At 72.0% G+C, this 24,219-nt stretch carries 23 protein-coding genes and 1 tRNA gene; 9 read left to right on the top strand and 15 right to left on the bottom strand.

Annotated features, from left to right (window positions below):
* Positions 1-9 precede the first annotated feature (9 nt).
* A complete protein-coding gene (locus tag AB4112_RS25905) occupies positions 10-1,038 on the bottom strand; it encodes an iron ABC transporter substrate-binding protein (RefSeq protein ID WP_441723850.1) in 1,029 nt (342 codons plus the stop codon).
* A 282-nt stretch (positions 1,039-1,320) separates the two neighbouring features.
* On the opposite strand from AB4112_RS25905, the gene AB4112_RS25900 reads away from it, so the two are divergent.
* Positions 1,321-1,785, top strand: coding sequence for a cupin domain-containing protein (locus tag AB4112_RS25900; protein WP_441723848.1), 465 nt, complete (start codon positions 1,321-1,323; stop codon positions 1,783-1,785).
* Between the two features lie 115 nt (positions 1,786-1,900).
* On the top strand, positions 1,901-2,365 hold the full coding sequence (locus AB4112_RS25895) for a hypothetical protein (RefSeq protein WP_441723846.1): 465 nt from the start codon (positions 1,901-1,903) through the stop codon (positions 2,363-2,365).
* A gap of 55 nt (positions 2,366-2,420) precedes the next feature.
* Here AB4112_RS25895 and AB4112_RS25890 read toward each other — a convergent pair.
* Positions 2,421-2,497: transfer RNA gene (locus tag AB4112_RS25890), tRNA-Arg, on the bottom strand.
* Between the two features lie 192 nt (positions 2,498-2,689).
* Here AB4112_RS25890 and AB4112_RS25885 point away from each other — a divergent pair.
* On the top strand, positions 2,690-3,109 hold the full coding sequence (locus AB4112_RS25885; RefSeq protein ID WP_309800968.1) for an OsmC family protein: 420 nt from the start codon (positions 2,690-2,692) through the stop codon (positions 3,107-3,109).
* 6 nt (positions 3,110-3,115) lie between these two features.
* On the opposite strand, the gene AB4112_RS25880 is transcribed toward AB4112_RS25885, so the two are convergent.
* The 3 genes from AB4112_RS25880 to AB4112_RS25870 are packed head-to-tail and all read right to left on the bottom strand — an operon-like array spanning position 3,116 to position 6,334.
* A complete protein-coding gene (locus AB4112_RS25880; RefSeq protein ID WP_309800970.1) occupies positions 3,116-3,430 on the bottom strand; it encodes an Hpt domain-containing protein in 315 nt (104 codons plus the stop codon).
* A gap of 11 nt (positions 3,431-3,441) precedes the next feature.
* The gene (locus AB4112_RS25875; RefSeq protein ID WP_309800971.1) at positions 3,442-3,834 is read right to left on the bottom strand and encodes a response regulator; all 393 of its coding nucleotides are present in this window, start codon (positions 3,832-3,834) and stop codon (positions 3,442-3,444) included.
* The gene (locus AB4112_RS25870; RefSeq protein WP_309800973.1) at positions 3,824-6,334 is read right to left on the bottom strand and encodes a response regulator; all 2,511 of its coding nucleotides are present in this window, start codon (positions 6,332-6,334) and stop codon (positions 3,824-3,826) included. Before AB4112_RS25870 ends, AB4112_RS25875 begins: the two co-directional genes overlap by 11 nt.
* 195 nt (positions 6,335-6,529) lie before the next feature.
* Between AB4112_RS25870 and ade the strand changes: the two genes are divergently transcribed.
* Positions 6,530-8,236 carry an adenine deaminase gene (gene ade / locus AB4112_RS25865; protein WP_441723843.1) on the top strand — a complete coding sequence of 569 codons (1,707 nt, stop codon included), beginning with the start codon at positions 6,530-6,532 and terminating at the stop codon, positions 8,234-8,236.
* Positions 8,237-8,388: 152 nt separating this feature from the next.
* On the opposite strand, the gene AB4112_RS25860 is transcribed toward ade, so the two are convergent.
* Both AB4112_RS25860 and AB4112_RS25855 read right to left on the bottom strand, forming a co-directional pair.
* A complete protein-coding gene (locus tag AB4112_RS25860; RefSeq protein ID WP_309800977.1) occupies positions 8,389-8,718 on the bottom strand; it encodes a cupin domain-containing protein in 330 nt (109 codons plus the stop codon).
* Entirely contained in the window at positions 8,715-9,857 is a 1,143-nt protein-coding gene (locus AB4112_RS25855) for a DUF3095 domain-containing protein (RefSeq protein ID WP_309800979.1), read from the bottom strand. Before AB4112_RS25855 ends, AB4112_RS25860 begins: the two co-directional genes overlap by 4 nt.
* A 92-nt stretch (positions 9,858-9,949) precedes the next feature.
* Here AB4112_RS25855 and AB4112_RS25850 point away from each other — a divergent pair, with 92 nt between their 5' ends.
* The gene (locus AB4112_RS25850) at positions 9,950-10,369 is read left to right on the top strand and encodes a secondary thiamine-phosphate synthase enzyme YjbQ (protein ID WP_309800982.1); all 420 of its coding nucleotides are present in this window, start codon (positions 9,950-9,952) and stop codon (positions 10,367-10,369) included.
* Between the two features lie 7 nt (positions 10,370-10,376).
* On the opposite strand, the gene AB4112_RS25845 is transcribed toward AB4112_RS25850, so the two are convergent.
* The 5 genes from AB4112_RS25845 to AB4112_RS25825 form a co-directional block, all read right to left on the bottom strand.
* A complete protein-coding gene (locus AB4112_RS25845; protein ID WP_309800984.1) occupies positions 10,377-11,561 on the bottom strand; it encodes an aminotransferase class V-fold PLP-dependent enzyme in 1,185 nt (394 codons plus the stop codon).
* A 16-nt stretch (positions 11,562-11,577) separates the two neighbouring features.
* A complete protein-coding gene (glk, locus tag AB4112_RS25840) occupies positions 11,578-12,528 on the bottom strand; it encodes a glucokinase (protein ID WP_309800986.1) in 951 nt (316 codons plus the stop codon).
* Positions 12,529-13,237: 709 nt separating this feature from the next.
* Positions 13,238-13,777 carry a bactofilin family protein gene (locus tag AB4112_RS25835; protein ID WP_309800988.1) on the bottom strand — a complete coding sequence of 180 codons (540 nt, stop codon included), beginning with the start codon at positions 13,775-13,777 and terminating at the stop codon, positions 13,238-13,240.
* Between the two features lie 270 nt (positions 13,778-14,047).
* Positions 14,048-14,746, bottom strand: coding sequence for an EI24 domain-containing protein (locus AB4112_RS25830; protein WP_309800989.1), 699 nt, complete (start codon positions 14,744-14,746; stop codon positions 14,048-14,050).
* A gap of 79 nt (positions 14,747-14,825) precedes the next feature.
* Complete coding sequence (locus AB4112_RS25825; protein ID WP_441723838.1) at positions 14,826-15,536, bottom strand: ArsR/SmtB family transcription factor; 711 nt, start codon at positions 15,534-15,536, stop codon at positions 14,826-14,828.
* Between the two features lie 91 nt (positions 15,537-15,627).
* Between AB4112_RS25825 and AB4112_RS25820 the strand changes: the two genes are divergently transcribed.
* Entirely contained in the window at positions 15,628-16,350 is a 723-nt protein-coding gene (locus AB4112_RS25820) for a DUF6058 family natural product biosynthesis protein (protein WP_441723836.1), read from the top strand.
* 206 nt (positions 16,351-16,556) lie between these two features.
* The gene (locus AB4112_RS25815) at positions 16,557-17,546 is read left to right on the top strand and encodes an adenosine kinase (RefSeq protein ID WP_441723834.1); all 990 of its coding nucleotides are present in this window, start codon (positions 16,557-16,559) and stop codon (positions 17,544-17,546) included.
* Positions 17,547-17,683: 137 nt separating this feature from the next.
* Here AB4112_RS25815 and AB4112_RS25810 read toward each other — a convergent pair whose 3' ends face one another.
* Positions 17,684-18,976 carry a class I SAM-dependent RNA methyltransferase gene (locus tag AB4112_RS25810; protein WP_441723832.1) on the bottom strand — a complete coding sequence of 431 codons (1,293 nt, stop codon included), beginning with the start codon at positions 18,974-18,976 and terminating at the stop codon, positions 17,684-17,686.
* A gap of 146 nt (positions 18,977-19,122) precedes the next feature.
* Here AB4112_RS25810 and AB4112_RS25805 point away from each other — a divergent pair, with 146 nt between their 5' ends.
* Positions 19,123-19,722 (top strand): YIP1 family protein, encoded by a 600-nt coding sequence (locus AB4112_RS25805; protein WP_309798278.1) that lies wholly within the window; start codon positions 19,123-19,125, stop codon positions 19,720-19,722.
* Positions 19,723-19,739: 17 nt separating this feature from the next.
* On the top strand, positions 19,740-20,408 hold the full coding sequence (locus tag AB4112_RS25800; protein ID WP_441723830.1) for an SOS response-associated peptidase: 669 nt from the start codon (positions 19,740-19,742) through the stop codon (positions 20,406-20,408).
* On the opposite strand, the gene AB4112_RS25795 is transcribed toward AB4112_RS25800, so the two are convergent.
* Together AB4112_RS25795 and AB4112_RS25790 are read right to left on the bottom strand one after the other, a co-directional pair.
* The gene (locus AB4112_RS25795; protein ID WP_441723828.1) at positions 20,405-21,949 is read right to left on the bottom strand and encodes a GH3 family domain-containing protein; all 1,545 of its coding nucleotides are present in this window, start codon (positions 21,947-21,949) and stop codon (positions 20,405-20,407) included. The two genes, AB4112_RS25800 and AB4112_RS25795, sit on opposite strands and share 4 nt — an antisense overlap.
* A complete protein-coding gene (locus AB4112_RS25790) occupies positions 21,946-24,219 on the bottom strand; it encodes a penicillin acylase family protein (RefSeq protein WP_441723826.1) in 2,274 nt (757 codons plus the stop codon). The genes AB4112_RS25795 and AB4112_RS25790 overlap by 4 nt, the downstream gene beginning before the upstream one ends.

Here is a 24,219-nt window from a genome sequence, read left to right as displayed (position 1 = left end):
GCGGGGGCATTACAGCAGGCCGGCCTGGGTCATCAGGTCGGTAACCGCCTTGCTGTTCAGGCCCGACGGCTCGACCTTCGGCGCCTGCAGGTCGGCCAGCGGCACCAGCTTGGGGTTCGACTCCGCGCCGGTGCCGACGGCGTATTCGAAGGAATCGCCGGTCTTCAGCACGTCCTGGCCGCCCTTGCCGGTGATCCACTTCAGGAACGCCTGGGCCTGCTGCTGGTGCTTGCTCGAGGCCAGCACGCCGCCGCCGGAGATGCTGACGAAGGCGCCGGGGTCCTGGTTGCGGAAATAGTGCAACCCGACGTTCTTGCTGTTCTCGCCGGTCTTCGCCTGGTCGCCAAACCAGTAGTAGTGGTAGATCACCGCGCCTTCGACCTGGCCGGCATTGACCGCCTTCATCGCCGTGCTGTTGCCCTTGAAGGGCAGGAAGTTCTCCTTCATCGCCTTCAGCCAGGCGGCGGTCGCCGGCTCGCCCTTGAGGGCCAGCAGCGCGCTGACGATGGCCTGGAAGTCGGCGCCGGAGGGGGAGGCGCCCCAGCGGCCCTTCCAGGCGGGGTCGGCGAGGTCGAGCAGCGACTTCGGCAGCTTGTCGGCGCTCAGCTTGGTCTTGTCATAGGCGAAGACGGTGCTGCGCGCGGCGATGCCGATCCAGCGGCCATGCGCCGGACGGTAGCTGTCGGGCACCTGCGCCAGGGTGTCCTGGCCCAGCGGCGCGAACAGCCCGGCGTTGTCGACCAGCACCATCGACGGCGAATTCTCGGTCAGGAACACATCGGCGGGGGAGGCCGCGCCCTCCTGCACCAGCTGGTTGCCCAGCTCGGTGTCGCTGCCGTTGCGCAGCGTCACCTTGATGCCGGTGTCGCGGGTGAAGCCCTCGGCCCAGGCCTTGGTCAGGCTCTCATGCTGGGCGTTGTAGACGGTGATGCCGGCGTCCTGCGCCATCGCCGGGGCGCTCAGCAGAGCGGCGGGGGCGGCCACCAGGGCCGCGGCCAGGGTGGCGGCGCTCGCCAGGGCCGGGAACGGGAATCTCATCGGGGCCTCGCCTGCTCGTTGGCATGAATCGAAATGCGTCGCACCATGCCGAAAATGGGAATGCGTCGCAATCTCGCTTTCTGGATTGCCCGCGCCATCGCCGTGGCGCGCTGACGCAGGCCCCGCCGCAAAAGAGCCGAGCCGGCGCCGCCACCCCAAGGCCCCCCGCGTTACGGCCGTAGGCATTCCGGGCGGTTCCGACACCCTGATGTAGCCGCGCTTTCGCATCCTTGCCCAAGCGACCGCCACGCGGTCGCGTCCAACTCTGCGAGGAGACTCCACGTGACACTGCCGAACCGTGCACCCGCCCCCCAGCCCGATGGCATCGCGGCCGGCGGCGAATGGCTCGAATGGATGCCGGGCGAACGCTTCGCCCTGCGGGTTCCGTCCGCCGCGACGCAGGGGCGCTACACCATGCTGGAGGTCACCGCGGTGCCGCGCTGCGGCCCGCCGCTGCACATCCACCGCAACGAGGACGAGCATTTCATCATCCTCGAGGGCACGGTGCGCTTCGTCCGCGGCGACCGGGTGTTCGACGCCTCGGCCGGGACCACGGTCACGGTGCCGAAGGGCGTGCGGCACACCTGGAGCGTCGTCTCCGACGGCACCGTGCGGATGCTGCTGGTGTTCACGCCGGGCGGCTTCGACGACTGTTTCCTGGAGCTGGTCGGATCGGCGAAGGACCAGGCCGAGGGCATCCTGGCCCGCCATGGCTGCACCGTCGTCGGCCCCGCGATCTGCGAGTAGGGCGCCCGCCGCGGCGCCCCTCGATCCGCCGAACTCCTGACAAGATCCGGCGTCACCATGGACTTTTGCTGCACAAGTCTATGTTGATCGGATGGAAACAATGCGGAGTGCGGTCGTGAATCGCCGTCGCGGGTTCGTTCGGGTTCTGTTCGTGGTTGTCGCATTCGGCGCATCGGCGCCGCTGATCGCCGCGTGCCAGCCCCAGGGCTACGGGGATGGCTGGTACGACGGCGACTACCGCCAGGACCGCTACTACAATGGCGGCTATTACGGCAACGCCGGCTATTACGATAACGACCGTTACGACAACAACCGGTACAGCGACTACCGGCGCTATCACCGCGATCGCAACCGGAACGACGATGACAATCGCCGCTCGCGCCACAGAGATGACGACGGAAACCGGCGGAACAACGACAATGGCCGGAACCATTCCCAGGGCAACGACAATCGTTCCCAGGGCAACAACAACCGTTCCAATCCGCCGCCTGGCTCCGGGTATCGGAACCAGAGCAACCCCGGATTCGAGAGCAAAGTCGGAAATCCGCGCCGGTATGTTCCGCCGCCGCTCAGCAACTGACATCGGCGGCACCGCGAAGCCGGGCAACTGATCCGACGAGTCTTTGGAGGGGGGCTGGCGCACTCGACAGGATTCGAACCTGTGACCTCCGCCTCCGGAGGGCGGCGCTCTATCCAGCTGAGCTACGAGTGCAGGCCGTGACTCGGGGCCCGAAGGCCCGAAGCGGCGCGGACCATACTGCAAAGACGCGGCGATGCAAAGCCTGGATTCTGCCGCTGGAGTCTGCGGTGGATCTGGCGGCCGGGACACCGGCCCTTCGGCCGGCTGACGGCCGCCCCCGCCGCTGCTAGGGTGCGCGACGAATCGGTTCCTGGAGCGATTGAGATGAAAGCCCGCATCACCTGGGTCGAAGGCCGCACCTTCGTCGGCGAATCCGGCAGCGGCCATGCCGTCGTGATGGACGGCGCACCGGAAAGCGGCGGGCGCAACCTCGGCATCCGGCCGATGGAGATGCTGCTGATCGGCCTCGGCGGCTGCTCCGCCTTCGACGTGGTGATGATCCTGGAGAAGGGGCGCGAGCCGGTGACGGATTGCCGGGTCGAGGTCGACGCCGACCGTGCCGAGACCGACCCCAAGATCTTCACCCGCATCCGCATGCGCTACGTCGTCACCGGTCGCGGCCTCGACCGTGCCAAGGTCGAGCGCGCGGTCCAGCTGTCGAAGGAGAAATACTGCTCCGCCTCGATCATGCTGGGTGCGATGGCGGAGATCACCGCCGAGATCGAGGTTGTGGAAGCCGCCTGAGGCCGCTCAGCCCGCTGCCTTCACCGCCGCCAGCCCGGCGGCGATCGCCGCCACATCCTGCGGCCCGGCGCCGCCCGCCTTGAGGCAGGCGTCCAGCTGCATCTCCAGCGCCGCCGCCGCGTCCGACAGGGCGGTGAAGCCCATGGTGCCGCCGGTGCCGTGCAGGCGGTGCGCGATCATGCGCAGGGCCGCCAGGGCCTGACCGTCGTCGGCCTGCAGGGCGGCCAGCAGCGCGTCGGCCTCGGCCAGCTTCGCCGGCAGCTCCGCCTTGAACTTCTGCCGCAGCCGGTCGAGCTGCGCGCGTAGGGCGTCCTGGTCCATCGTTCCCGCCCTCAGCCGCCGCGGCGGGCCCAGAGGGCGCGGATCTCGTCCGACAGCGTCATCGGGTCGAACGGCTTGGAGATGACGTCGAGCGCGCCGAGGGCGCGGTAGCGCGCCACCTCCTGCGGCTGCACCTTGGCGGTCATGAACACCGCCGGCGTCGCCGCCGTTTCCGGCCGCGCCCGCAGCGCCGCCAGCGTCTCCGGCCCGTCCATGCCCGGCATCATCACGTCGAGCAGCAGCAGCTGCGGCGCGAATGCCGCCGCCTGGGCCAGCGCCTCCTCGCCCGAGGCGCAGGCGGCCAGCACGAAGCCGCCGACCGCCTCGAGCGCGAAGCTGGCGACCGAGCGGATGTCGGCATCGTCCTCGACATAGAGGATGCGGGTCAGGGCCTCATCGGCCATGGTGGGGATCCTCGTGCTTGTCCTGGATCAGCCCGTTGATCAGGGCGGTGATGGTCTGGTGCAACTGCCGGTTGTCGGTGCGGCTCTTGACCAGCGAGGCCGAGACCGCGCTGGCGTAGGCGGCGCTGGAATCCTGGGCCGAGAAGATTAGCACCGGCTCCCGCGGGGTGCGGGCGTTGATCGTCTCCAGCAGGTCGAGGCCGGAGCCGTCGGGCAGCCCGACATCGATGATGACAAGGTCGAAGCGCTGCTCGGCCAGCTTCTGCCGGCCTTCGCGCAGCGACCGCGCCGGGATGATCTCGGCCTCGTCGCGCACGATGGCGCTGACCACCTCGATGACGTCGTCGTCGTCCTCGACATGCAGGATGCGGGCGCGGCCGCTGCGGCTGCGCAGCCCGGCCTGGCGCAGCGCCGCGCGCAGCCGCAGCTGCTCGATCGGCTTGTCCAGCCAGTCGACGATGTTGACCGCGTCGCCGTTCAGCTCGCGCTTGCCGTCCTGGGCGGTGGCCGAGACGACGACGATCGGCAGCGCCGCGGTGGCGGCGTCGGCGCGCAGCTGGCGGATCAGGGTGATGCCGTCCATGCCGGGCAGCAGCAGGTCGACCGTCATCGCGTCGTACTGGCCGGTCCGCGCCTTCTCCAGCGCGGTCTCGGCGTCGCGGGCGATGTCGACCCGCCAGCCATCCTGTTCGATCATCAGCCCCAGCAGCATCGCCACGTCGGGGTCGTCCTCGCACACCAGGACGCGGCGGCGCGCGTCGCCGGCGGTGGTCGGGGTCTCCTGCGCTTCGGCCAGCAGCGGCAGGGTGAACCAGAAGCGGGTGCCGCCGCCCTCCGCCGGCTCGAAGCCGATGCGGCCGCCATGCCGCTCGACGATCGCCTTGGCGATCGACAGGCCCAGCCCGGTGCCGCCCTTGCGCCTGATATCGCTGGCGTCGGCCTGGGCGAAGCGCTGGAAGATGCGGTTGCGGAAGGCCTCCGGGATGCCGGCGCCGCGGTCGCGCACGCTGACCTGGACCTGCGACCCGGCGGTCTCGACCGCCACCTCCACCGCCGTGCCGGCGGGGGAGAACTTGGCCGCGTTCGACAGCAGGTTGGTCAGCACCTGGATCAGCCGGTCGGCATCGCCCAGCACCGGCAGCGTCTCGTCCGACCGCGCCGTGATCCGGTACTCGACCTCGTGCTGGGCCGCGTAGGCCTGGTTCGCCTCCACCGCCTGCTCGACCAGGCTGCCCGCCTCCAGCCGGTCGTGGCGGAACTCCATTCGCCCGGATTCGATCTTCTCGATGTCGAGGATGTCGTTGACCAGACCGACCAGCCGCTCGCTGTTCTTGTGGGCGATCTCCAGCAGGGCCTTGGCCTTGTCCGGCAGCGGCCCCGCCGCCCCTGCCACGATCAGCCCCAGCGAGCCGCGGATCGAGGTCAGCGGCGTGCGCAGCTCGTGGCTCACCGTCGACACGAATTCGTTCTTCAGCTGGTCCAGCCGGTGCCGCTCGGTCCTGTCACGCAGGATGCAGACCGACATCTCGCGCCCGTCGCGCTCGAACACCCCGGTCGAGATCTCGGCCGGGAAGCCGCTGCCGTCGCGCCGCGTCACCTGCACCTCGCCGGCCGGATGGGCGCCGCCGATGAGGGCCGGCACCAGCTCCGAGATGTCGGTGCCGACCAGGCTGCGGCTGCTGGCGCCGAAGGCCTCGCCGCAGGCCCGGTTGGCCAACTCGACCACGCCGTGGCGGTCGACCACCAGGATCGGGTCGCGGGCGCTGTCCAGCACCGCCTGCATCTGCGCCTGGCTTTCGGCCAGCGCCCGGGCGGCGTCGTCGCTCTCGCGCTTCGCCCGCTCCAGCTCGCGGTAGCGCCGCTGGTCGGTGCGCACCTGGCGCGACATGGCCCACACCGCCAGCAGGCCGCAGGCCGCCGCCAGCGCCGAGATGCCGGCCAGCAGCCAGATGATCCGCTGCAGCGTCGCCGCGGTGGCGGCCCGGCGTTCGGCCAGCAGCGTCCGCTCGGTGGCGGCCGCCTCCTCGATGGTGGCGCGGAAGGCCGGCCCCTGGTCGGCGGCGCTCCTGACGATGTCGCGGGCGCCGTCGACATCGCCGCGCCGAACCGCGGCGATGATCCGGTCGTTGGTGACCAGGATCTGTTCGGTGGTCGTCGCCGCGTCGTCGAAGCGCCGGACCTGGGCCGGGTTGTCGGCGACCATGCTGCGCAGGTCCAGCAGCGTGTCCGTCGCCACCCGGGCGGCGTCCTCGGCTACCGACGCCTCCTGCGGGCTGCCGGTCACCACGAAGCTGCGGCTGTACAGCTGGGCCCGCGACAGCTGGATGCGGGCGGTGGCGATGGTGGCGATGACCCGGCTGGTGTGGTCGACCCGCTCCTGGGTCCGGGCGTTGTCGGCCAGGAACTGCTGGCCCAGCCAGCCGGCCGCGCCGAAGAACAGCAGGAAGCCGAGGATCGCGATCAGCACGATCGAGCGAACCGAGCCCAGAAGCCTCTCCATCCCCAGCGGTCCCCCGATCTGTCCCCCGACGCCGCCGGCCGGGTGCCTCGGTGATAATCCAAAACCATGCGCGCTGTCGCCGGTGGCGGCGGAGGTAAAATTAATTCACATAAAATGCAATCAATATGCCGTTGCCGCAGGCGACAGGAAAGCGGGCGCGCGTGCTAGGCTGGCCTCCCGGTTGGAGGCGATGCGATGGGCGGCACGGCGGAACTGAAGGCGCGGATCGACCAGGCGTTGGGCCATGCGCCGGCGGATCTGGTGATCAAGGGCGCGCGCACCCTGGACGTGGTCACGGGCGCGCTGCTGGACGGCGACGTCGCGATCTGCGGCGACCGCATCGTCGGCACCTGCGACGACTATTCCGGCGCGGTCGAGATCGACGGCCGCGGCCGCATCGTGGTGCCCGGCTTCATCGACACCCATGTCCACTGCGAATCGACCCTGGTGACGCCGGCCGAATTCGACCGCTGCGTGCTGCCGCGCGGCACCACCACCGCGATCTGCGACCCGCACGAGATCTGCAACGTGCTGGGCGAGGCGGGGCTGGCCTATTTCCTCGACGGCGCGCTGGGCACGGCGATGGACCTGCGGGTCCAGCTGTCCTCCTGCGTCCCGGCGACGGAGCTGGAGACGGCGGGCGCCCGGCTGGACGCCGCCGCGCTGATCCGCCACCGCGGCCACCCCAAGGTGATCGGCCTGGCCGAGTTCATGAACTTCCCCGGCGTGCTGGCCAAGGACGAGGGCGTGCTGGAGAAGCTGGCCGCCTTCCAGGACGGCCATATCGACGGCCATTCGCCGCTGCTGACCGGCAAGCCGCTGAACGCCTACCTCGCCTGCGGCATCCGCAACTGCCACGAGACCACCGGTGTCGAGGAGGCGATGGAAAAGCTGCGCAAGGGCATGCAGATCCTGATCCGCGACGGGTCGGTCAGCAAGGACGTCAACGCCCTGGCGCCGATCATCTCGGCCGAGACCTCGCCCTTCCTCGGCCTGTGCACCGACGACCGCAACCCGCTCGACATCRCCGAAGAAGGCCATCTCGACCACCTGATCCGCGCCGCCATCCGCCGCGGCGCGCCGGTCGCCCATGTCTACCGCGCCGCCACCTGGTCGGCCGCCCAGGGCTTTGGCCTGCGCGACCGAGGCATCGTGGCGCCCGGGCGCCGGGCCGACCTGGTGCTGCTCGACGACCTCGAGGATTGCGCGGTGTCCCAGGTGATCAGCGCCGGCCGCATCGTCGGGCCCGACATCTTCGCCGGCCGCGCCGCGCCGGCCCCGGTCGGCCTCGGCTCGGTCCAGCTCGACCCTGTCATGATCGAGGATTTTCGGGCCCCGACCAGCGGCCCGACCGGCCCGGTGATCGGGCTGATCCCGGGCAAGATCATCACCGACGCGCTGGTCGCGACCCTGCCCTGGCGCGACGGCTGCCGCCTGCCGGACCCGGACCAGGACATCCTCAAGATCTGCGTTTTCGCCCGGCACGGGGTGAACCGCAACATCGGCCGCGCCTTCGTGAAGGGCTTCGGCTTCCGCGGCGGCGCCCTGGCCTCATCGGTCGGGCATGACAGCCACAACATCTGCGTGGTCGGCGACAACGACGCCGACATGGCGGTGGCGGTGAACCGGCTGATCGCGCTGCAGGGCGGCTTCGTCGCCGTGGTCAACGGCCAGGTCGTGGGCGAGATCGCGCTGCCGATCGCCGGGCTGATGAGCCTGAAGCCGTTCGAGGCGGTGGCGCAGGACCTGGTGGCGCTGCGCCGGGCGGTGCGGGCGATGGGCTGCCCGCTGCCCGAACCCTTCATCCAGCTGGCCTTCCTGCCGCTGCCGGTGATCCCCCACCTCAAGATCACCGACCGTGGCCTGGTGGATGTGGACAGGTTCGAGCTGATCGAAGCGTAGAGACCGTCTGTAAACGCTACTGGCGCGGCCGTCTGACGGCAGTTTCTCCGCTTCCGGTGCTCACGCACCAAACGTGCGCTGCGCTCCGGTTCTCGAAACCACCGCCAGCCGACTCACGCCAGCGCATTTCCAAACGGTCTCTCGAGCCGCGCCTAATCGTGGTGCAGCGCCAGCCACACGGTCGGCTGGTCGGGGTCGGTCCAGGCCACGCGGTGGCGGGCATGGGCGGGGATCGCGACCCAGTCGCCGGGGCGCAGCACCCGCGGCTCCGGCTCGCCCTCGAATTGCAGCCCGGCCGAACCGCGCAGCAGCGCGACCCATTCCGCCCGCTCCTGGTCGTACCAATGATCCGGCGGGCTGGCCTGGCCGGTCGACACGATGCGCTCCAGCACGAAGCCGGCCGCCTGCAGCAGGGGGATGAACTGCTCCTCGGCCGCATCCCGCGGCAGCCCGTCGAACAGGTTGCCGGCCGGCCCGGTCATAGCTTCAGCCGGGTCGCGGCCGCGGCATAGCCGCCGGCGGCGCCGTCGACGAAATGGACATGGTCGCTGCGCAGCGCCGACGGGGTGTAGCAGGTGACGATCGCCGAATCCTGGCGGTGCAGGCCGAAGCGGGCGATGCCGGCCTGCTCCGCCGCCAGCAGCCGCGCCTCCAGCCGGTCCGCCAGCGCCGGGGTGCAGTCCAGCGTCATGCGCAGCCCGTCGTCGTATTTGCGGAAATCGGCATTGGCCACCAGCTCGCGCAGATAGCGCTCGGGCTGGAAGCCGCCGATGCGGATGCCGAAGCGCATGATCGCCCAGGAGGCGAGGGTCTGCAGCCCCAGCACCGCCTTGCGGCGCAGCACCGATTGGGCGCCGCGCGAGGTCCGGGCCTCGACGTCCAAGCCGGCGGGCGGCCAGCTCATGGCGCGCTTGAGGTCCGAGATCGGGTGCTGCGCCTCGCTCTCGCGCCCGGTCATGCGCAGGATGTCGCCGACCAGCTCCTGGAACGCGGCCTCGCTCTCGGCCACCACGGGGGTGGCGATCAGCGACAGCACCAGGCCGTGGCGGGCCGGGAACTCCTCCCACCGGCAGGACAGGCCGGACAGGTCGGGGCGGGTGCCGGGGGGCGCCGGCTCGACCGCATGGGCGCCGGCCTTCAGCTCGCCCTCGGCCCAGGCCAGGCCGCCGCCCATGAACATGGCGTAGCTGACATGGGGCGAGGGGGCGTAGCGGGCCACCCGCACATCCCAGCCCGCGGCGCGGATCGCCGCCACCGGCACCAGCGCCACGCGCAGCGCCAGGGCCAGGTCGTCGCGCACCCAGGCCGCGGTGGCCGCCAGGGCGGCGCGCGCCGTCTCGGCATCCTCGGGCGGCAGGGCGAAGCTGGCGCCGTCGCCGCCGAAGGTGAAGGGGAAGTCACGCTGCCCCAGCGCGTTCGACACGGCGGCGATCAGCGCGGCGCCGGCGACGTTCACATTCTTGTACTGCCCGGCCCGGATCGCCGCGGTGGAGGCGACGACGTCGGACAGGCCGAGCACCCAGTCCTCCGGCAGCGGCCGGTACAGCGCCGGGTCGGTCAGCCGGGCGAAGCCCTCGAACACCGGGATCTGGGCATAGAAATCGTCGAGTCCGTCGGCCATGGCGGCATTCTCGCTGATCCCAGGCGGATCGCAAAGGCGCGTCCACCGCCCCCGCGCTTGATCCGTGGGGCCGGCGGACCGATGGTGGCTGCATGCGCCAATCCCTCCACACCCTCCAGATCGCCACCGCCGGCAAGGGCCTGGTCGAGATCACGCCGCGGATCCGTCCCTGGGTCGAGGCGCAGCGGATCGCGACCGGCCTCTTGACCGTGTTCTGCCGGCACACCTCGGCCTCGCTGCTGATCCAGGAGAACGCCGACCCCGACGTGCGGGCGGATCTGGAGACCTTCTTCGAGGACATCGCGCCGGAGGAGCCGGGCCGCTACATCCATGATTCCGAGGGGCCGGACGACATGCCGGCGCATCTCCGCACCGCGCTGACCCAGGTGCAGCTGTCGATCCCGGTGGCGGCGGGCCGCATGGCGCTGGGCACCTGGCAGGGCGTCTACCTGTTCGAGCATCGCAGCCGGCCGCACCGGCGCGAGGTCGTGCTGCATCTCCTCGGGGAGTAGCCGAGAGTCAGCCCGCCGCCACCGCCGCCACGAAGCGGTCGATCTCGGCCTCGGTGTTGTAGCAGTGCGGCGAGGCCCGCAGCATCGCGTCCAGGCCGCGGTCGGTCATGTCGGCCATGGTCGAGCGGCGGCGGGTGACGCTGGTGTTGATGCCAGCCGCGCGCAGGCGCCGCTGCAGCGCGTCGGCCGCCTCGCTTTCCCGGGTGAAGGTGACGATCGCCGAGCGCTCGGCGCCCTTGTCGCGCACCGTCACGCCGGGCAGCGCCGCCAGCCCGTCGCGCAGCCGGGCGGCCAGGCCCCAGGCCCGGTCGCGGATGGTGTCGAGGCCGAGGTCGAGGGCATAGTCGACCGCGGCGCCCATGCCGACGATGCCGGCGAAGTTGCGCTCGAAATTCTCGAACCGCCGCGCGTCGGGCCGCACCACATAGCGGTCGGGCGCCACCATCTCGGCCGCGTGCAGGTCGAGGAAGGGCGGGTCGATCGCCGCCAGCATCGACCGCCTGATATAGAGGAAGCCGACGCCGCGCGGCCCGCGCAGGAACTTGCGCGCCGTCGCCGACAGCATGTCGCAGCCGATCGCCCCGACATCCACCGGCATCTGGCCCACCGACTGGCAGGCATCGAGCAGATAGGGAATGCTATGCGCGCGTGCGATCTGGCCGATCGCCGCCGCCGGATTGACCAGCCCGCCATTGGTCGGCACATGGGTCACCGCGATCAGCCGGACCGGGCCGCGGCCGGCCGCCGTCACCGCCCGCTCCAGCGCCGCCACGTCCAGCTGGCCGAGGGCGTCGTCGGGGATGGTCTCGACCACCGCGCCGGTGCGCCGCGCCACCTGCAGGTACGAGATGGTGTTCGAGGCGTATTCGGCCTTGGCGGTCAGGATGCGGTCGCCCGGCCGGAACGCCAGGCCATAGAACGCCATGTCCCAGGCCCGGGTGGCGTTCTCCATCATCGCGATCTCGTCCGGCGCGGCGCCGATCAGCCGGGCGATCGAGTCATAGGCGGCCTCCAGCTTCGGCTCGGCGGCGGCCGCCGCGGCATAGCCGCCGATCTCCGCCTCCAGCCGCAGATGGTCCAGCATGGCGTCCAGCACCGGCCGCGGCGGCAGGGCCGAGCCGGCATTGTCGAGATGCAGCACCCGGGCGGCGCCCGGCGTGTCGGCGCGCAGCCGGTCGAGGTCGAGGGTCACGGCAGTCCTGTTGCGGTCAGGTCAGGCCCAGCACCGAGCGCAGTCCGATGAAGGCCGGCAGCGGGTGGGTGACGAGATAGGTCGGGATCGCGGCGACGAAGGGGCGCATCCGGCCCTTGGCCTCGAAGCGGCTGCGGAACAGGTCGCGGTCGAACAGGTCGCCCAGCTTCGGCACCACGCCGCCGGCGATGTGGACGCCGCCGCGCGACCCCAGGGTCAGCGCCAGGTTGCCGGCGACGGTGCCCAGCATCGAGGCGAAGACATTGACCGCCTCGACGCAATGCGGGTCGCCGGTGCGGGCGCCTTCGGTCACCGCCGCCGCGTCGCGCGACACCGGGTCGACGCCGTCCAGTTGGGACAGCGTCTCATACAGGTTGGTCAGGCCCATGCCGGACAGCACGCGTTCGGCCGAGACATGCTGGAAGCGGTGGCGCAGCCGGTCCAGCACCGCGGCCTCGCGCTCGCTCGCCGCCGCCATGGTGACGTGCCCGCCTTCGCCGGCCAGCGCCGCCCAGCGGCCGCCGCTCGGCACCAGGCCGGAGACGCCGAGGCCGGTGCCGGGCCCCAGCACGCCGATCGGCTCGTTCGCCACCGGGGCGCCGCCGCCGATCTGGGATCGGTCGGCCTCCTCGAGATGCGGCACCGCCAGCGCGACGGCGGTGAAGTCGTTGATCACCTCCAGCCGCTCCAGTCCCAGATCCTTCTGCAATGCCGCGATCGAGAACGACCAGGTGGCGTTGGTCAGCGACACCTGGTCGCCGGTGACCGGGCTGGCCACGTCGAAGGCGGCCAGCCGCGGTGCGACCGGCGGTCGCACCATGTCGAGATAGGCATGCGCGGCTTCGGCCAGGCTGGGATAGTCGGCGGCGTGCAGGATCTTGGCGTCGCGCGTGCCGCCGGCGTCGGCCAGGGCGAATCGGGCGTTGGTGCCGCCGAGATCGGCGATGAGGGCGAGGGCGTCTGGCATGGCGGGCCGGATGTTCGGGGCGGGCCTGGCATGCTTCCCCCATGCGGCCCGCCGGGGCAAGCCCCAAGCGTCGATCCGGGCGCCGCCGCGAGTCGGGCGGCCCTAGGGACCCGGATTCGGCGTCGCATTGTGCGGCGCAGCATAAAATTAGTGCTAACTGCACATATCTTAGGCACGGATAGATCGTAAGGGGTTGTTGCACAAGGGGAATTCATTTTCCGCTTGATTTGTCCGGCGAAACCCTTAAATTGTGCATTGCGACATGCAGCTTGCTGCTGTCGTAACGCACTTCTTGGGCGTTTCCTCCCTAAACTCGGGCCGCAGTTCGCTGCGGCCCTTTTTCTTTGCCCGGGCTCCGGCTGCTGGTGCGGCGGGCACGCCCGGCTGCCCCCGCATTGCGGGCCGCCCCCAATTCCCCGAGTCGACATCCAAATCTGAGTCTCCCCCTCCCCTCGCGGGAGGGGGCGGGGGGAGGGGGTTCATGCCGCAAAAGCCGGTATCGAATCCAGGGGCTGGGCGCCTGTCGGCCTGGACAGGCATAGACACAGGATGCTTCGACAACCCCTCCCCCTGCCCCCTCCCGCAAGGGGAGGGGGAGGAAGGAAAGAGGCGCCCGCCGTCGACCGGGACGGGCTCCTGCCCCCACAAACGAAAACGGCCGGGTTGTCCCGGCCGTCTTCGTCTGTCTTCGAGTCGCTTGCGGCGCGGATCAGGCCTCGCCGGCGGCCTTGTCGTCGAACAGCGGGGTCGGGGCGGGCTGGGGCGCCGCCGGGGCCTCGCTGCGCCCGCCGGTGTCGCCGCCCAGCGGCTGCAGCGTGCCGATCAGCTTGCCGCCGGTCTCGACATGCAGCTCACCGTATTTGACGGTGCCGGTGACGACGCCGGTGGCGCGCAGGCGCAGCAGGCCGGACACCGACAGGTCGCCCTCGAACCGGCCGGCGATGTCGCCGTCGCGGATCTCGGCCGACCCCTTGAACACGCCCTCTTCGGCGATCTCGATGGTCTGGCAGTCCTTGATCCGGGCTTCGATCCGGCCCTCGACCACCAGGTGGTCGCAGGCGGTGATCTCGCCGGCCAGCGAGATCTCGCTGCCGACGATCAGCTTGCGCGGGGATTCGCGGCCGGGCGCCGGGGCCGCCTCCGCGGTCGGCCGCCGGACGCCGCCGATCGCACCGGCTCCGGTGCCTGGCAGGTCGATCCGGCGCGGCAGCTCGGTCTTGTAGCTGGTGGCGGGCTTGGCGGTGGACATGGGCTCTCCTTGAGGCGCGGTCGGGGCGGCGGGCCGAACGGACGTTTCCGTGGCGGTGTGACCTGGCCGCTCGGCGCCGCCGTCGGATCCGCCAGCGGGGTTGCGTCGACGAAACACGCGGGTGTCCCCCTGCTTGTTGTGGTTCCGGTATCTGATGCCCCATCGGGCGATGGGCGCGGGACTTTAGCACGGATGATTGTGGGGCGATCAACCCGCCACGGCCATGCCCGTTCCCCGCAGCCGCGGAATTGTGACTTTCTTGCGTCGAATTCACCCCGTGCGGGCGGCGGCCTGCCGCTGCGCTGCGTTGCCGGTGGCGCGGTGCACCACATGGGTCATGAAGGCGGCGCCCAGCACCGGGACCAGCAGGTTGACGACCGGGACCATCAGGATCGCGGCCAGCACCAGCCCGGCGACGATGAAGCGGCCTTGGGCGGCGCGCCACAGTGCGCGGGCGGCCGCCGGCTCCAGCCGCCGCATCGCCACCAGCTCGAAATACTCGCGGCCCAGCAGGTAGCCGTTGACCAGCCAGAACACCAGCAGGTTGACCCCCGGCACGATCAGCACGATGCCGACCGCCACCAGGTTGGCCGCCACCAGCACCACGAAGAAGCGGACCGACCCCCAGATCATCTCGCCGATGCGCTGCCGGCGCGGCGGCGGCAAACTGGGGTAGTGCCGCGCCTCCACCGCCTCCGCCACGTCGTCGAGGAACAGGCTGGCCACCAGCCCGACGATGGCGGGGAACAACAGGATGCCCAGCGCCAGCACGGCGACGCCGCCGAGCACGTCGAGGATGGTGTCGACCCAGGGCCAGTTGGCGATCTGCACCCAGGACAGGCCCCAGCCGGTCAGGGCCGGCAGGGTCAGCAGCAGGGCGATGGTGGCGGCGAAGCTGACCCACAGCACCCGGCGGATCTTCGGGTCGTCCGTCATCTGGTGGAAGGCGAGGCGCAGGGCGTTGGGCATCGGGGCTCGGCGGTTGGGGCGCGGCCGTTCACCTAGGGTGGCGGAAGCGGCGGCGCAAGGGACCGGCCGGGCCGGCAGGTCACGCGGCGGCGGCCTCGGGGGCCACCGCCGCCAGGATCTCCGGCCCGAAGATCCGGGCCAGCCCGGCGCGGCCGTCCTCGGTCAGGTCCACGGCGCGGCTGTCGCGGTCGCGCCGGATCCAGCCGCGGACGAGGAAGCTCTCGGCGATGGCCGCGCCCAAGGCGCCCGCCAGATGCGGCCGGCGCTCGCTCCAGTCGATGCAGTGGCGGGCGAAGGACCGGCGGCCGTGGCGCAGCGCCGCCGCGTCGATGCCCAGCGCCGCGAACCAGGCGGCGCCGTCCCCGGTCAGGGCGAAGGCCTCGTCGCCGCGGGTCAGCAGGCCCCGCGCCACCAGGGCGTCGGTCACCGCCACGCCCAGCCGGCCGGCCAGATGGTCGTAGCACATGCGGCCGCCGCGCAAAGGCGCCGGCACCCGCGACTGGTCGACCGACGGGGCCCAGGCCACGGCCAGCATCTGCTCCAAGAGCGCGCCGATCTCCGGCCCCGACAGGCGGTAGTAGCGATGGCGGCCCATGCGCTCCACCACCACCAGCCCGGCCTCGGCCAGCTTGGCCAGATGGCTGCTCGCGGTCTGCGGCGTGACCCGGGCGCGGAACGCCAGCTCGCCCGCCGGCAGCGCCTCGCCGCCGAACAGGGCCGACAGGATCAGGGCCCGGCTGGGGTCGCCGATCAGCGACGATAATCCCGCGAGATCAAGTCCTTCCTTCATACTTCGATGGTGGTCGATTTGTTGTTGCTGGTCAAGGGGGCGGCGCCGGCCTTAGCTGGGCGGGACCTGTTCACCCCGATCGGAGGCGACCATGACCCACCCCTTCGCCCTGCTCGACTATGTCCGCCGCCACGGCCTGTCGCCGCAGGATCTCGCCGGTTCCGCCGGCGTGGGCGAGGACCGGCTGCGCGCGCTGATCGCCGCGCGCTGCCTGCCGGTGCCGACCTATGTCCTGGCCCCCGCCCTGTCGATCCGCAGCGCGATCCGCAGCGAGGAGGTCGTGCCGGCGCCGGAGGAGTGGTTCGGCGCCGCGGTGCTGCCCTGGGCCCGCCGGGCCGCCGAGTCGGCAGGGCCGCTGCCGGACCTCGCCGTGGATCTGCGGCAGGAATTCACGGCGGATTTTCGCCGGGCGCTGCTGGCCTCCGAAGGCCGTCTCCATGGCTGGGCGGAGCTGTTCGATGCAAGGGGCGGCCTCGACGAGCCGGCCCTGTCCAAGGCGCTGGACGAGATCTGGGACGAGAACTGGCTCGGCGGCGCCTATGGCGTCTGCCTGCGCCGCTTCGACGGGCACCATCTCGTGACCAAGCTGGTTGAGCGCAGCCGCATCCGGGCCCTGACCGCGGAGGGCTCCAAGCCGGCGCTGACCCCGGTCGAGGCGGCGGCGGTGACGGCGGCGATGGCGCGGCTCGACGCCGTGCTCACGCCCTTCGCCCCGCATGAGCGGCCGCACGGCACCCCGGGCCTGTGGATCGACCGCATTGCCGCCCGCTACGGCCTGCCCCATCCGGCGCCGGAGCTGGCTCTGGCGGCGTGAACGGTACCGGGCCTGCCTTCCCCTTCTTCGTCATTGCGAGCGCAGCGAAGCAATGACGATTTGGGGGGCAAGGCCATGCGCATGCCTCCGCCATGCCCCTCTTTCCCCCTCGCGACTCGGTGCGCCGGTTGACTCGGGCGTGGCCGCAGACTAGAGGGGCAGGGACCCCGTGCGGGTCGTCCCCCAGGCCGCAGACAGCGAGACCCATGACCGCCCGCTACGATGTCACCTGCATCGGCAACGCCATTGTCGATGTCATCACCAAGAACGAAGAGAGCTTCATCACCGAGCACGGCCTGGTGAAGGGCGCGATGACGCTGATCGACGCCGAACGGGCCGAGGCGCTGTACGCCGCCATGGGGCCGGGCCTCGCCGCTTCCGGCGGCTCCGCCGGCAACACCGCGGCCGGCATCGCCTCGCTCGGCGGCAAGGCCGCCTTCATCGGCAAGGTGACGGCAGACCAGCTCGGCGACGTCTACCGCCACGACATCCGCGCCGTCGGCGTCGATTTCGACTCGAAGCCGCTCGACCCCAAGGTGCCGGGCACGCCGCCGACCGCGCGCAGCCTGATCATCGTCACGCCCGACGCGCAGCGGACGATGAACACCTATCTCGGCGCCTGCGTCGAGCTGACGCCGGACGATGTCGACGAGGCCGTGATCTCGGCTTCCCAGGTCACCTATCTCGAAGGCTATCTGTGGGACCGGCCGACGGCGAAGGAGGCCTTCATCAAGGCGGCTCGCGTCGCCCATGCCGCCGGGCGCAAGGTGTCGCTGACCCTGTCCGACAGCTTCTGCGTCGAACGCCACCGCGACAGCTTCCTGGCGCTGATCGACAGCCATGTCGACGTGCTGTTCGCCAATGAGGCGGAGATCACGGCGCTGTACCAGGTCAGCGATTTCGACGCCGCCGTGGCCGCCGTGCGCGGCCGCTGCGAGGTCGCGGTCGTCACCCGCAGCGAGAAGGGCTCGGTGGCCCTGACCGCCCATGACACCCATGTGGTCGCCGCCGCGCCGATCGCCCAGCTGGTCGACACCACCGGCGCCGGCGACCTCTACGCCTCGGGCTTCCTCTACGGCTTCACCCGGGCGTTCGACCTGGCGGAATGCGGCCGCATCGGCAGCATCGCCGCCGCCGAGGTGATCGGCCATGTCGGCCCGCGCCCGCTGGTGCCGCTGGCCAAGCTGATCGCCTGAGGCGTTTCCCTGTCATTGCCCGGCTTGACCGGGCAATCCAGGGGCCATCAAGAGCGGCTCTGGCCGCCCCTGGATGCCACGGTCAAGCCGTGGCATGACAAGCTGAGGGACGAGCGTGAGCCGTTGAGAGCGGATCCTTACCGCCGGAACACCGCCACCGCTTCCAGATGCGTCGACCACAGGAACTGGTCGACCGGCGTCGCCCGCTCCAGCCGGTAGCCGCCATCGACCAGGATGCGGGCGTCGCGCGCCAGGCTGGACGGGTTGCAGGACACCGCCACCACCAGCGGCACGGCCGACGCCGCCAGCGCCTCCGCCTGGTCGCGGGCGCCGGCCCGCGGCGGGTCGAACACCACGGCGTCGAAGCCCTTCAGCTCCACCGCGGTCAGCGGCTGGCGGAACAGGTCGCGGCGCTGCGCCGCGATGCGCTCGCCCCGTCCGCCGCGCCTTGCCGCCGTGGCCAGGGCGTCGATCGCCGCGGCCTCGCCGTCGATCGCGGTGACCTGGGCGCCGCCGGCCAGCGGCAGGGCGAAGGTGCCGGCGCCGCAAAACAGGTCGGCGATCTTCTTCGCCGCGCCGACGCCGTCGCGCACCAGCCCGGTCAGCGCGGCCTCGCCCTCGGCGCTGGCCTGCAGGAAGCCGCCCGGCGGGATGGTGACCGGGATGCCGTCGAAGCGGATCATCCCGGACCGGCGATGCGCCACCGGGTCGTTGAAGTCGTCGGCACCGCGCCAGGACAGCCGCGCCAGGTCCTGCGCCACGGCGAATTCCGCCAGCCGCTCGCGCATCGCCAGGTCGAGCTTGTTGTCGGCCACGACCACCAGGTCGATGCCGTCCTCCAGCAGGGTCACGGTCAGGTCGGCGCCGCCGTTCTGCGGCAGGATGCCGGCCAGCACCGCGCGCAGCGGCGGCAGCAGGGCGGTGATCTCCGGCCGCAGCACGACGCAGTCGGTCAGGTCGATGATCCGGCTCGACCCCGCCTCGTTGAAGCCCAGGAACACGCCCGACCCGCCGCGGCGGGCGGCCAGGCTGGCGCGGCGCCGGCTGCGCGGCGGGGTCTCGACCAGCGCGCCGACCTCGCCCTCGATGCCCTGGCGGGACAGCGCGTTGACCAGCAGCCCGCGCTTCCATTCGGTGTAGACCGGCGCGGCCAGATGCTGCACCTGGCAGCCGCCGCAGGGGCCGAAATGCGGGCAGGGCGGGTCGCGGTGGTTGGGGCCGGCCTCGACCAGCTCGACGAACTCGCCGCGCCACACCTGCCCGTCCGGCCGGCCCAGCCGGGCGCGCACCCGGTCGCCGGGGGCGGCGTAGGGCACGTAGATGCGGTGATCCTCCGCCGTGCCGACGCCGTCGCCGCCGCCCCCGAGGCGCTCGATCACCAGTTCGATCTCACGCCGCGACCCGGGGGTCGCGGCTTTGGTCCGTCGCATACGCTGCTTCATGGGGAAAGCCATGGCACGCGCTGCCCGGCCTTGCAAGGCGCGGTCTTGCATGCGGTTGATCGGAGGGGCCATATCCCTGGCCTAGGGGGGCGGTCCTGCGGGGCCGGCCCCGCGAAGACGTGCTGGAGACGGTCTTGGATCTCGCCGCTGTGGTCGGCCGCATGCGCGGCATGCTGTTCGAACCCGACGCCACCCTGGCCGCCCATGGCGTGCCGGCGCCGGGCTGGCGCCTGGTGGTGCGGGAACATGCCCTGCCGGTGCTGGTGCTGACCTCGATCGGCGCCTTCATCCTGCTGGTGGTGCTGACCTCGGCGTCGGAGACCGGCGCCTCGATCGGCCTGATCGCGCTGTTCATGGCGGGGCGCGTGGTCCTCAACCTCGCCGGCCTGTTCGTGATGGCGGCGATCATCCGCTTCTATGCCGGGATGTTCGGCGGCAAGGCGGGCTTCGATGCCGCCTTCGTGCTAGTGGCGCTGGCGCTGACCCCGCTCTATGTCGCCGAGATGATCGGGCCGGCGGTGCAGCTGGTGTTCTCCGGCCCGGCGGCGATCCTGCTGATCCTGCTCGCCCTCGGCTACGCCTTCGCCATCCTCTACCGCGGCACCGGCCTGGTGCTGGCCGTGCCGCAGGAAAGCCGCGGCGCCCATTTCGGCCTGACCCTGGTCACGCTGGTGGTGCTGATGATGCTGGCCGGGCTGCTGCTCGGCCCCTATGTGCTGCCGGTGCCGGCCTGATTTGATAGCCTGACCCCATGTGCGGAAGATTCGTCCAGAAGCTGCCGCCGGAGGAGCTGGCCACCGCCTACGACTCCGACGGCCCGATCCCCAATGTCCCGGCGCGCTACAACGCGGCGCCGACCCAGGACCTCGCCGTCGTCCGCTTCAACGCCCAGACCGGGCGGCGCGCCATCGGCCTGCTGCGTTGGGGCCTGGTGCCGAGCTGGGAGAAGGACCTCAAGGGCGGCGCCAAGCTGATCAACGCCCGGTCCGAGACGCTGGCCCAGCGGCGCAGCTTCGCCAAGGCGTTCCAGGCGCGGCGCTGCATCGTCCCGGCCGACGGCTTCTACGAATGGGCGCCGGACCGCACCCCGCATTTCGTCCGCCGGCTCGACGGCCGGCCGATGAGCTTCGCCGGGCTGTGGGAGGGGTGGAAGGACCCCGACTCGGGCGAATGGGTCCGCACCTTCAGCATCGTCACCGCCGACGCGATCGAGCGGCTGCGGCCGATCCACCACCGCATGCCGGTGATGCTGGAGCCGGCGGACTGGCCCGCCTGGCTGGGTCAGGAGGCGGCCGCGCCGGACCGGCTGCAGGCGATCCTGGCGCCGCCGGCCGACCTGCCGGTCGAGGCCTATCCGGTCTCGGTCCGCGTCAATGCGGTGCGGAACGACGATCCGACGCTGATGGACCGGGCGGCCTAGCCGGCTGTCGCCATGAACGCCGCCAGATCGGCCGCCAGCGTGCGGTCGGCGATCATGCGCGGCACCTTGTTCTGGCCGCCCAGCCGGCCGCGGGACTTCATCCAGGCGGCGAAGCGGCCGGGCGGCAGCGCCATCACCTCCGGCGCGCCCATGCCGGCGCCGCCGGAGCGGTGGGCGGCGTAGTCGTCGTTCAGGCTCGCCAGCCGGGCGTCGATCACGGCGGCGAAGCGGGCGATCGCGGCGGCATCCGGCATCGCGGCGAACTCGACATACCAGCGGTGGCGGCCAACCGGCGACGCTTCGTCCGGGAACACCGCGATGACAGCGAAGTCGCTGAGGTCGGCGCCGATCGCCGCGGCCCCGTCGACGGCGGCGCGGTCGACCTCCTCGGCGATCAGGTGCTCGCCGAAGGCCGACAGGCCGTAGGCGGTGCGGCCGGTGATCAGCACACGCGGTGGGTCGCGCCCGAGTTGACGTGGTGTGGCCAGGCGCACCGTGTCACCCAGCACATAGGCCCACAGCCCGGCGCAGCTGGTCACCACCAGGGCGTAGTTCACCCCCGGCTCGGCATCGGCCACCCAGTGCCGGGTCGGGGCGGGCGACCCCAGCTCCTCGACCGGCACGAACTCCAGGAACAGCCCGTGGTCCAGGCTCAGCCGCAGCCCGTCCTCCGGCGCGGCGTCCTGCAGGGCGATGAAGCCCTCGCTGGCGGCATAGACCTCGCGGATCTCGGCGGCGGTGCCGGCCAGCAGCCGCTCGAAGCGCGGCCGGTAGGGCGCCAGGGCGACGCCGCCGGGCACCAGCAGGTCGAGCGAGGGGTAGGGCGGGTCGGCCGCGTCGCCGCGGGCCCGGCGCAGCGCCCGCACCCGGTCCAGCAGCGGCAGCAGCCAGCTCGAGGTGCCGGACAGGCTGCGGATCGGCAGGTCGAGCGAGCCGCGGGCGATGCGGTCCAGCTTGTCCTCCCAGTCGGACAAGAGGGCGAGGTCCGGCCCGGGGAAGACGAAGGGCCGTGCCCAGGCCGGCAGGGTGCGGGCGGCGATGCCGCTGAGGTCGCCGCTGAAGATGCCCGGCGCGTGCTCGGTCAGCGCGGTGCTGCCGCCCAGCATCAGGCTGCGGCCGCCGAACATCCGGCTGCGCGGCCGGGCGCCGAGATGCCACGCGGCGAGGTCGAAGCCGGCGCGGACATTCGACCGGCGCATCGCGTCGCTGACCGGCACGTATTTGCTGGTGCCGCTGGTGGTGCCGGAGGACAGGGCGAAGAACGGGATGCCGCCGGGCCAGGACACGTCTAGCAGCACCGGGAAGGCCGGCTGCCAGTACTCCCGCCACATCGCCTCGTAGCGACGCAGCGGCACCGCGGCCTGGAAGGCGGCGACGTCGGCGATGCGGTCGAAGCCGTGGTCGCGGCCGAAGCGGGTGGCGGCGGCCCGGCGCAGCAGGCCCAGGAGCGTTCGGCGCTGGCTCTCGACCGGGTCCAGCCCGCGGAGCCGCCGGCGGCGCAGCGCCGCCGCCAGCCGGAAGGCCGGGGTCGGGTCGATCATCGCCGGACCGATTCCAGGCGCAGCACGGTCGGGAATTCGCGCGCCACCGTCTCCGGCCGCAGCGGCAGCCGGATCGACCGGCCCTGCCGCCACAGCGGGATCTGGTCGGCGGCGTTGGCGCTGCCCAGCCAGCCATCCTGCCCGCCGAACAGGGTGACCCAGCTGGCATCGGGGTCGGACAGGTCGGCGACATGCCGCGCCATCGAGCCGTAGCTGGCGTCGTGGCGGCCGCGCACCAGCCCATGCGCGGTCTTCATCGGGGTCTCGCGCGATCCGCCGGTGGGGTAGTCGCCGAAGCTGAAGAACCGCCCCAGCACCGGCAGCCGGCCCAGGATGTGCGCCACCCGCATGCGGTGCATGTCGCCCCAGGCCGGGAAGGCGGCGGCGTCGGCGGCGGCCAGCCCGACCGATTCGGCCAGCACCTGCCGCCGCCGCTCCGGCGCCAGCGCCGCCAGGTCGTCGGGCAGGAAGGCGATGATCGCGTTCCACTGCGCCATCAGCCGCGGCATGGCGTCGGCCGAGCTGGCGCCGTGGATGCGCGGCACCAGGTGGTACAGCAGGGCCTCGAAGGCCGGGGGGCCGGCCGAGTCCGCCGTGTAGTCGCCGTCCCAGCCGGCCAGCCGGTCGACGAAGGCCGCGTGCCCGCCGGCCGCGCCCGCGTCGCGGATCGCCTGGACCAGGTGGCGGCTGAGCATCCCGGCGGCCAGCGACAGGGTGTCGGCCTGCAGCGCCGCCAGGTCGTCTGTCGTCAGCCGCGGCTTGGCGCCGAGCAGGGCATAGAGCCGCCGCACCCGTTCGTCGGGGGAGAAGAAGAAGCCGACCGGCACGGCGGCGTCGGTCGGGCGGTTGTTGGCGGTGGCCAGCACCCCGTCCGGCGGGTCGGTGGCCCAGGGCAGGCCGGGGGCGTCGACCAGCCCCTGCCAATGGCTGTCCGGGTCGGCGGCGTCCAGCACCGGGTCCGCCGGCGGGAAGCGGGTGCGCAGCGGCAGGGTCGCCGCCATGACCTGGCCGATGCGGCCCGCGGCGGTGGCCACCAGCATGTTCTGGGCCGAGACGCCGAAGCCGGCGAAGGCGGCGCGGAAGTCCTCCGGCGTGGTGGCGCGGCTGGCGCGCAGCAGGGCGGTGATCTCGTCGGTCGGCTCATGCCCGATCCAGCGCAGGGCGATGGTGTCGCCCGGCCGGCTGCGCGCCAGCCTGGCGTCGCTGATCACCGGGCCGAAGCGGCTGCGCCGCAGCTTGCGCCGCGCCGGCCGCCAGAACCGGGTGCGGATCACCGTCTCGCGGGTCTCGATCTCTCCGGACGGCAGGCCCGAGATATCGTACAGATCGCTCGATGCCGACCGCATGTTGGTGCCGCCCCAGGCGATGTGCAGGCTGCGGCCGACAGCGACGAAGGGCAGCCCCGGCACCATCAGCCCGGCCATGTGGTAGCCGGGCGAGCGCATGCCGGCGACCACCCACAGGTTGGGCAGCGACAGCGCCAGATGCGGGTCGCTGGCGATCAGCGCCCCGCCGCTGGCGCTGCGCGACGCCGCCACGGCGACGCTGTTGCTGCCGCTGCGGCCGGTCGCGGTCAGCAGGGTCGCCAGCGCCTCGTGCCTGCCATCCATGGCGAAGCTGGCGGTGGCGTTGGCGCCGGCCTTCAGCATCCGGGCCCAGGTGGCGGCGAAGCCCGGCGCGCCGCGCTCGCGCAGCAGCCCGAAATAGGCCAGCCAGTTGATGTCGGTGCCGGCCAGCCGGCCGATCGTCCACATGTCGCGCAGGGTGTAGGGCTCGTGCCGCAGCCCCAGCAGCGCGAATTCCGGCGGCGGCGCCCGCTCCAGCGCGTGATAGGCGTTGACCCCGGTGACGAAGGCCTCGGCGAAGTCGCGCACATCCTGCGGCATGCGGTCGATCACGGTGTCGGCGGCATGGCCGAAGTCGAGGATGCGCAGGATGTGGTCGAGGTCGCGCGCCACCGGCCCGGCGATCTCCGCCAGCCGGCCCTGCGCCACCCGCTTCAGCAGCGCGATCTGGCCGCCGCGCAGATGGGCGTGGACCAGGCCCAGCGCCACCGCCAGGTCGCCGTCGGTCTCAGCCTCGACGAAGGGCACCTGGTGGTCGTTCCAGCGGATGTCGACCGGCCGGGACAGCGGCAGGCCGCGGGTCGGGAAGGCGGCCAGCCGGTCCGCCGCGGTCACCGGGCGCGGCGCCAGGGCGCGCAGCGCCGGCACCAGCGGGGCCAGGGCGGCGATCAGCCGGCGCAGGGCCGGCATCGGTTGTTCGGCCAT

Source organism: Inquilinus sp. 2KB_23 (assembly GCF_052115705.1).
In the GTDB taxonomy this organism is placed as follows: domain Bacteria; phylum Pseudomonadota; class Alphaproteobacteria; order DSM-16000; family Inquilinaceae; genus Inquilinus; species Inquilinus ginsengisoli_A.
The sequence above is the reverse complement of the archived record's forward strand: the minus strand, read 5'-3'. Positions and strand labels throughout refer to the sequence as shown.

Excerpts from the sequence above, each read along its gene's own strand:
- AB4112_RS25905 (WP_441723850.1), bottom strand. The coding sequence starts at position 1,038 with ATGAGATTCCCGTTCCCGGCCCTGGCGAGCGCCGCCACCCTGGCCGCG.
- AB4112_RS25885 (WP_309800968.1), top strand. The coding sequence starts at position 2,690 with ATGAAAGCCCGCATCACCTGGGTCGAAGGCCGCACCTTCGTCGGCGAA.
- AB4112_RS25880 (WP_309800970.1), bottom strand. The coding sequence starts at position 3,430 with ATGGACCAGGACGCCCTACGCGCGCAGCTCGACCGGCTGCGGCAGAAG.
- AB4112_RS25875 (WP_309800971.1), bottom strand. The coding sequence starts at position 3,834 with ATGGCCGATGAGGCCCTGACCCGCATCCTCTATGTCGAGGACGATGCC.
- AB4112_RS25870 (WP_309800973.1), bottom strand. The coding sequence starts at position 6,334 with ATGGAGAGGCTTCTGGGCTCGGTTCGCTCGATCGTGCTGATCGCGATC.
- AB4112_RS25860 (WP_309800977.1), bottom strand. The coding sequence starts at position 8,718 with ATGACCGGGCCGGCCGGCAACCTGTTCGACGGGCTGCCGCGGGATGCG.
- AB4112_RS25855 (WP_309800979.1), bottom strand. The coding sequence starts at position 9,857 with ATGGCCGACGGACTCGACGATTTCTATGCCCAGATCCCGGTGTTCGAG.
- AB4112_RS25850 (WP_309800982.1), top strand. The coding sequence starts at position 9,950 with ATGCGCCAATCCCTCCACACCCTCCAGATCGCCACCGCCGGCAAGGGC.
- glk (WP_309800986.1), bottom strand. The coding sequence starts at position 12,528 with ATGCCAGACGCCCTCGCCCTCATCGCCGATCTCGGCGGCACCAACGCC.
- AB4112_RS25835 (WP_309800988.1), bottom strand. The coding sequence starts at position 13,777 with ATGTCCACCGCCAAGCCCGCCACCAGCTACAAGACCGAGCTGCCGCGC.
- AB4112_RS25830 (WP_309800989.1), bottom strand. The coding sequence starts at position 14,746 with ATGCCCAACGCCCTGCGCCTCGCCTTCCACCAGATGACGGACGACCCG.
- AB4112_RS25825 (WP_441723838.1), bottom strand. The coding sequence starts at position 15,536 with ATGAAGGAAGGACTTGATCTCGCGGGATTATCGTCGCTGATCGGCGAC.
- AB4112_RS25820 (WP_441723836.1), top strand. The coding sequence starts at position 15,628 with ATGACCCACCCCTTCGCCCTGCTCGACTATGTCCGCCGCCACGGCCTG.
- AB4112_RS25815 (WP_441723834.1), top strand. The coding sequence starts at position 16,557 with ATGACCGCCCGCTACGATGTCACCTGCATCGGCAACGCCATTGTCGAT.
- AB4112_RS25810 (WP_441723832.1), bottom strand. The coding sequence starts at position 18,976 with ATGCGACGGACCAAAGCCGCGACCCCCGGGTCGCGGCGTGAGATCGAA.
- AB4112_RS25800 (WP_441723830.1), top strand. The coding sequence starts at position 19,740 with ATGTGCGGAAGATTCGTCCAGAAGCTGCCGCCGGAGGAGCTGGCCACC.
- AB4112_RS25795 (WP_441723828.1), bottom strand. The coding sequence starts at position 21,949 with ATGATCGACCCGACCCCGGCCTTCCGGCTGGCGGCGGCGCTGCGCCGC.
- AB4112_RS25790 (WP_441723826.1), bottom strand. The coding sequence starts at position 24,219 with ATGGCCGAACAACCGATGCCGGCCCTGCGCCGGCTGATCGCCGCCCTG.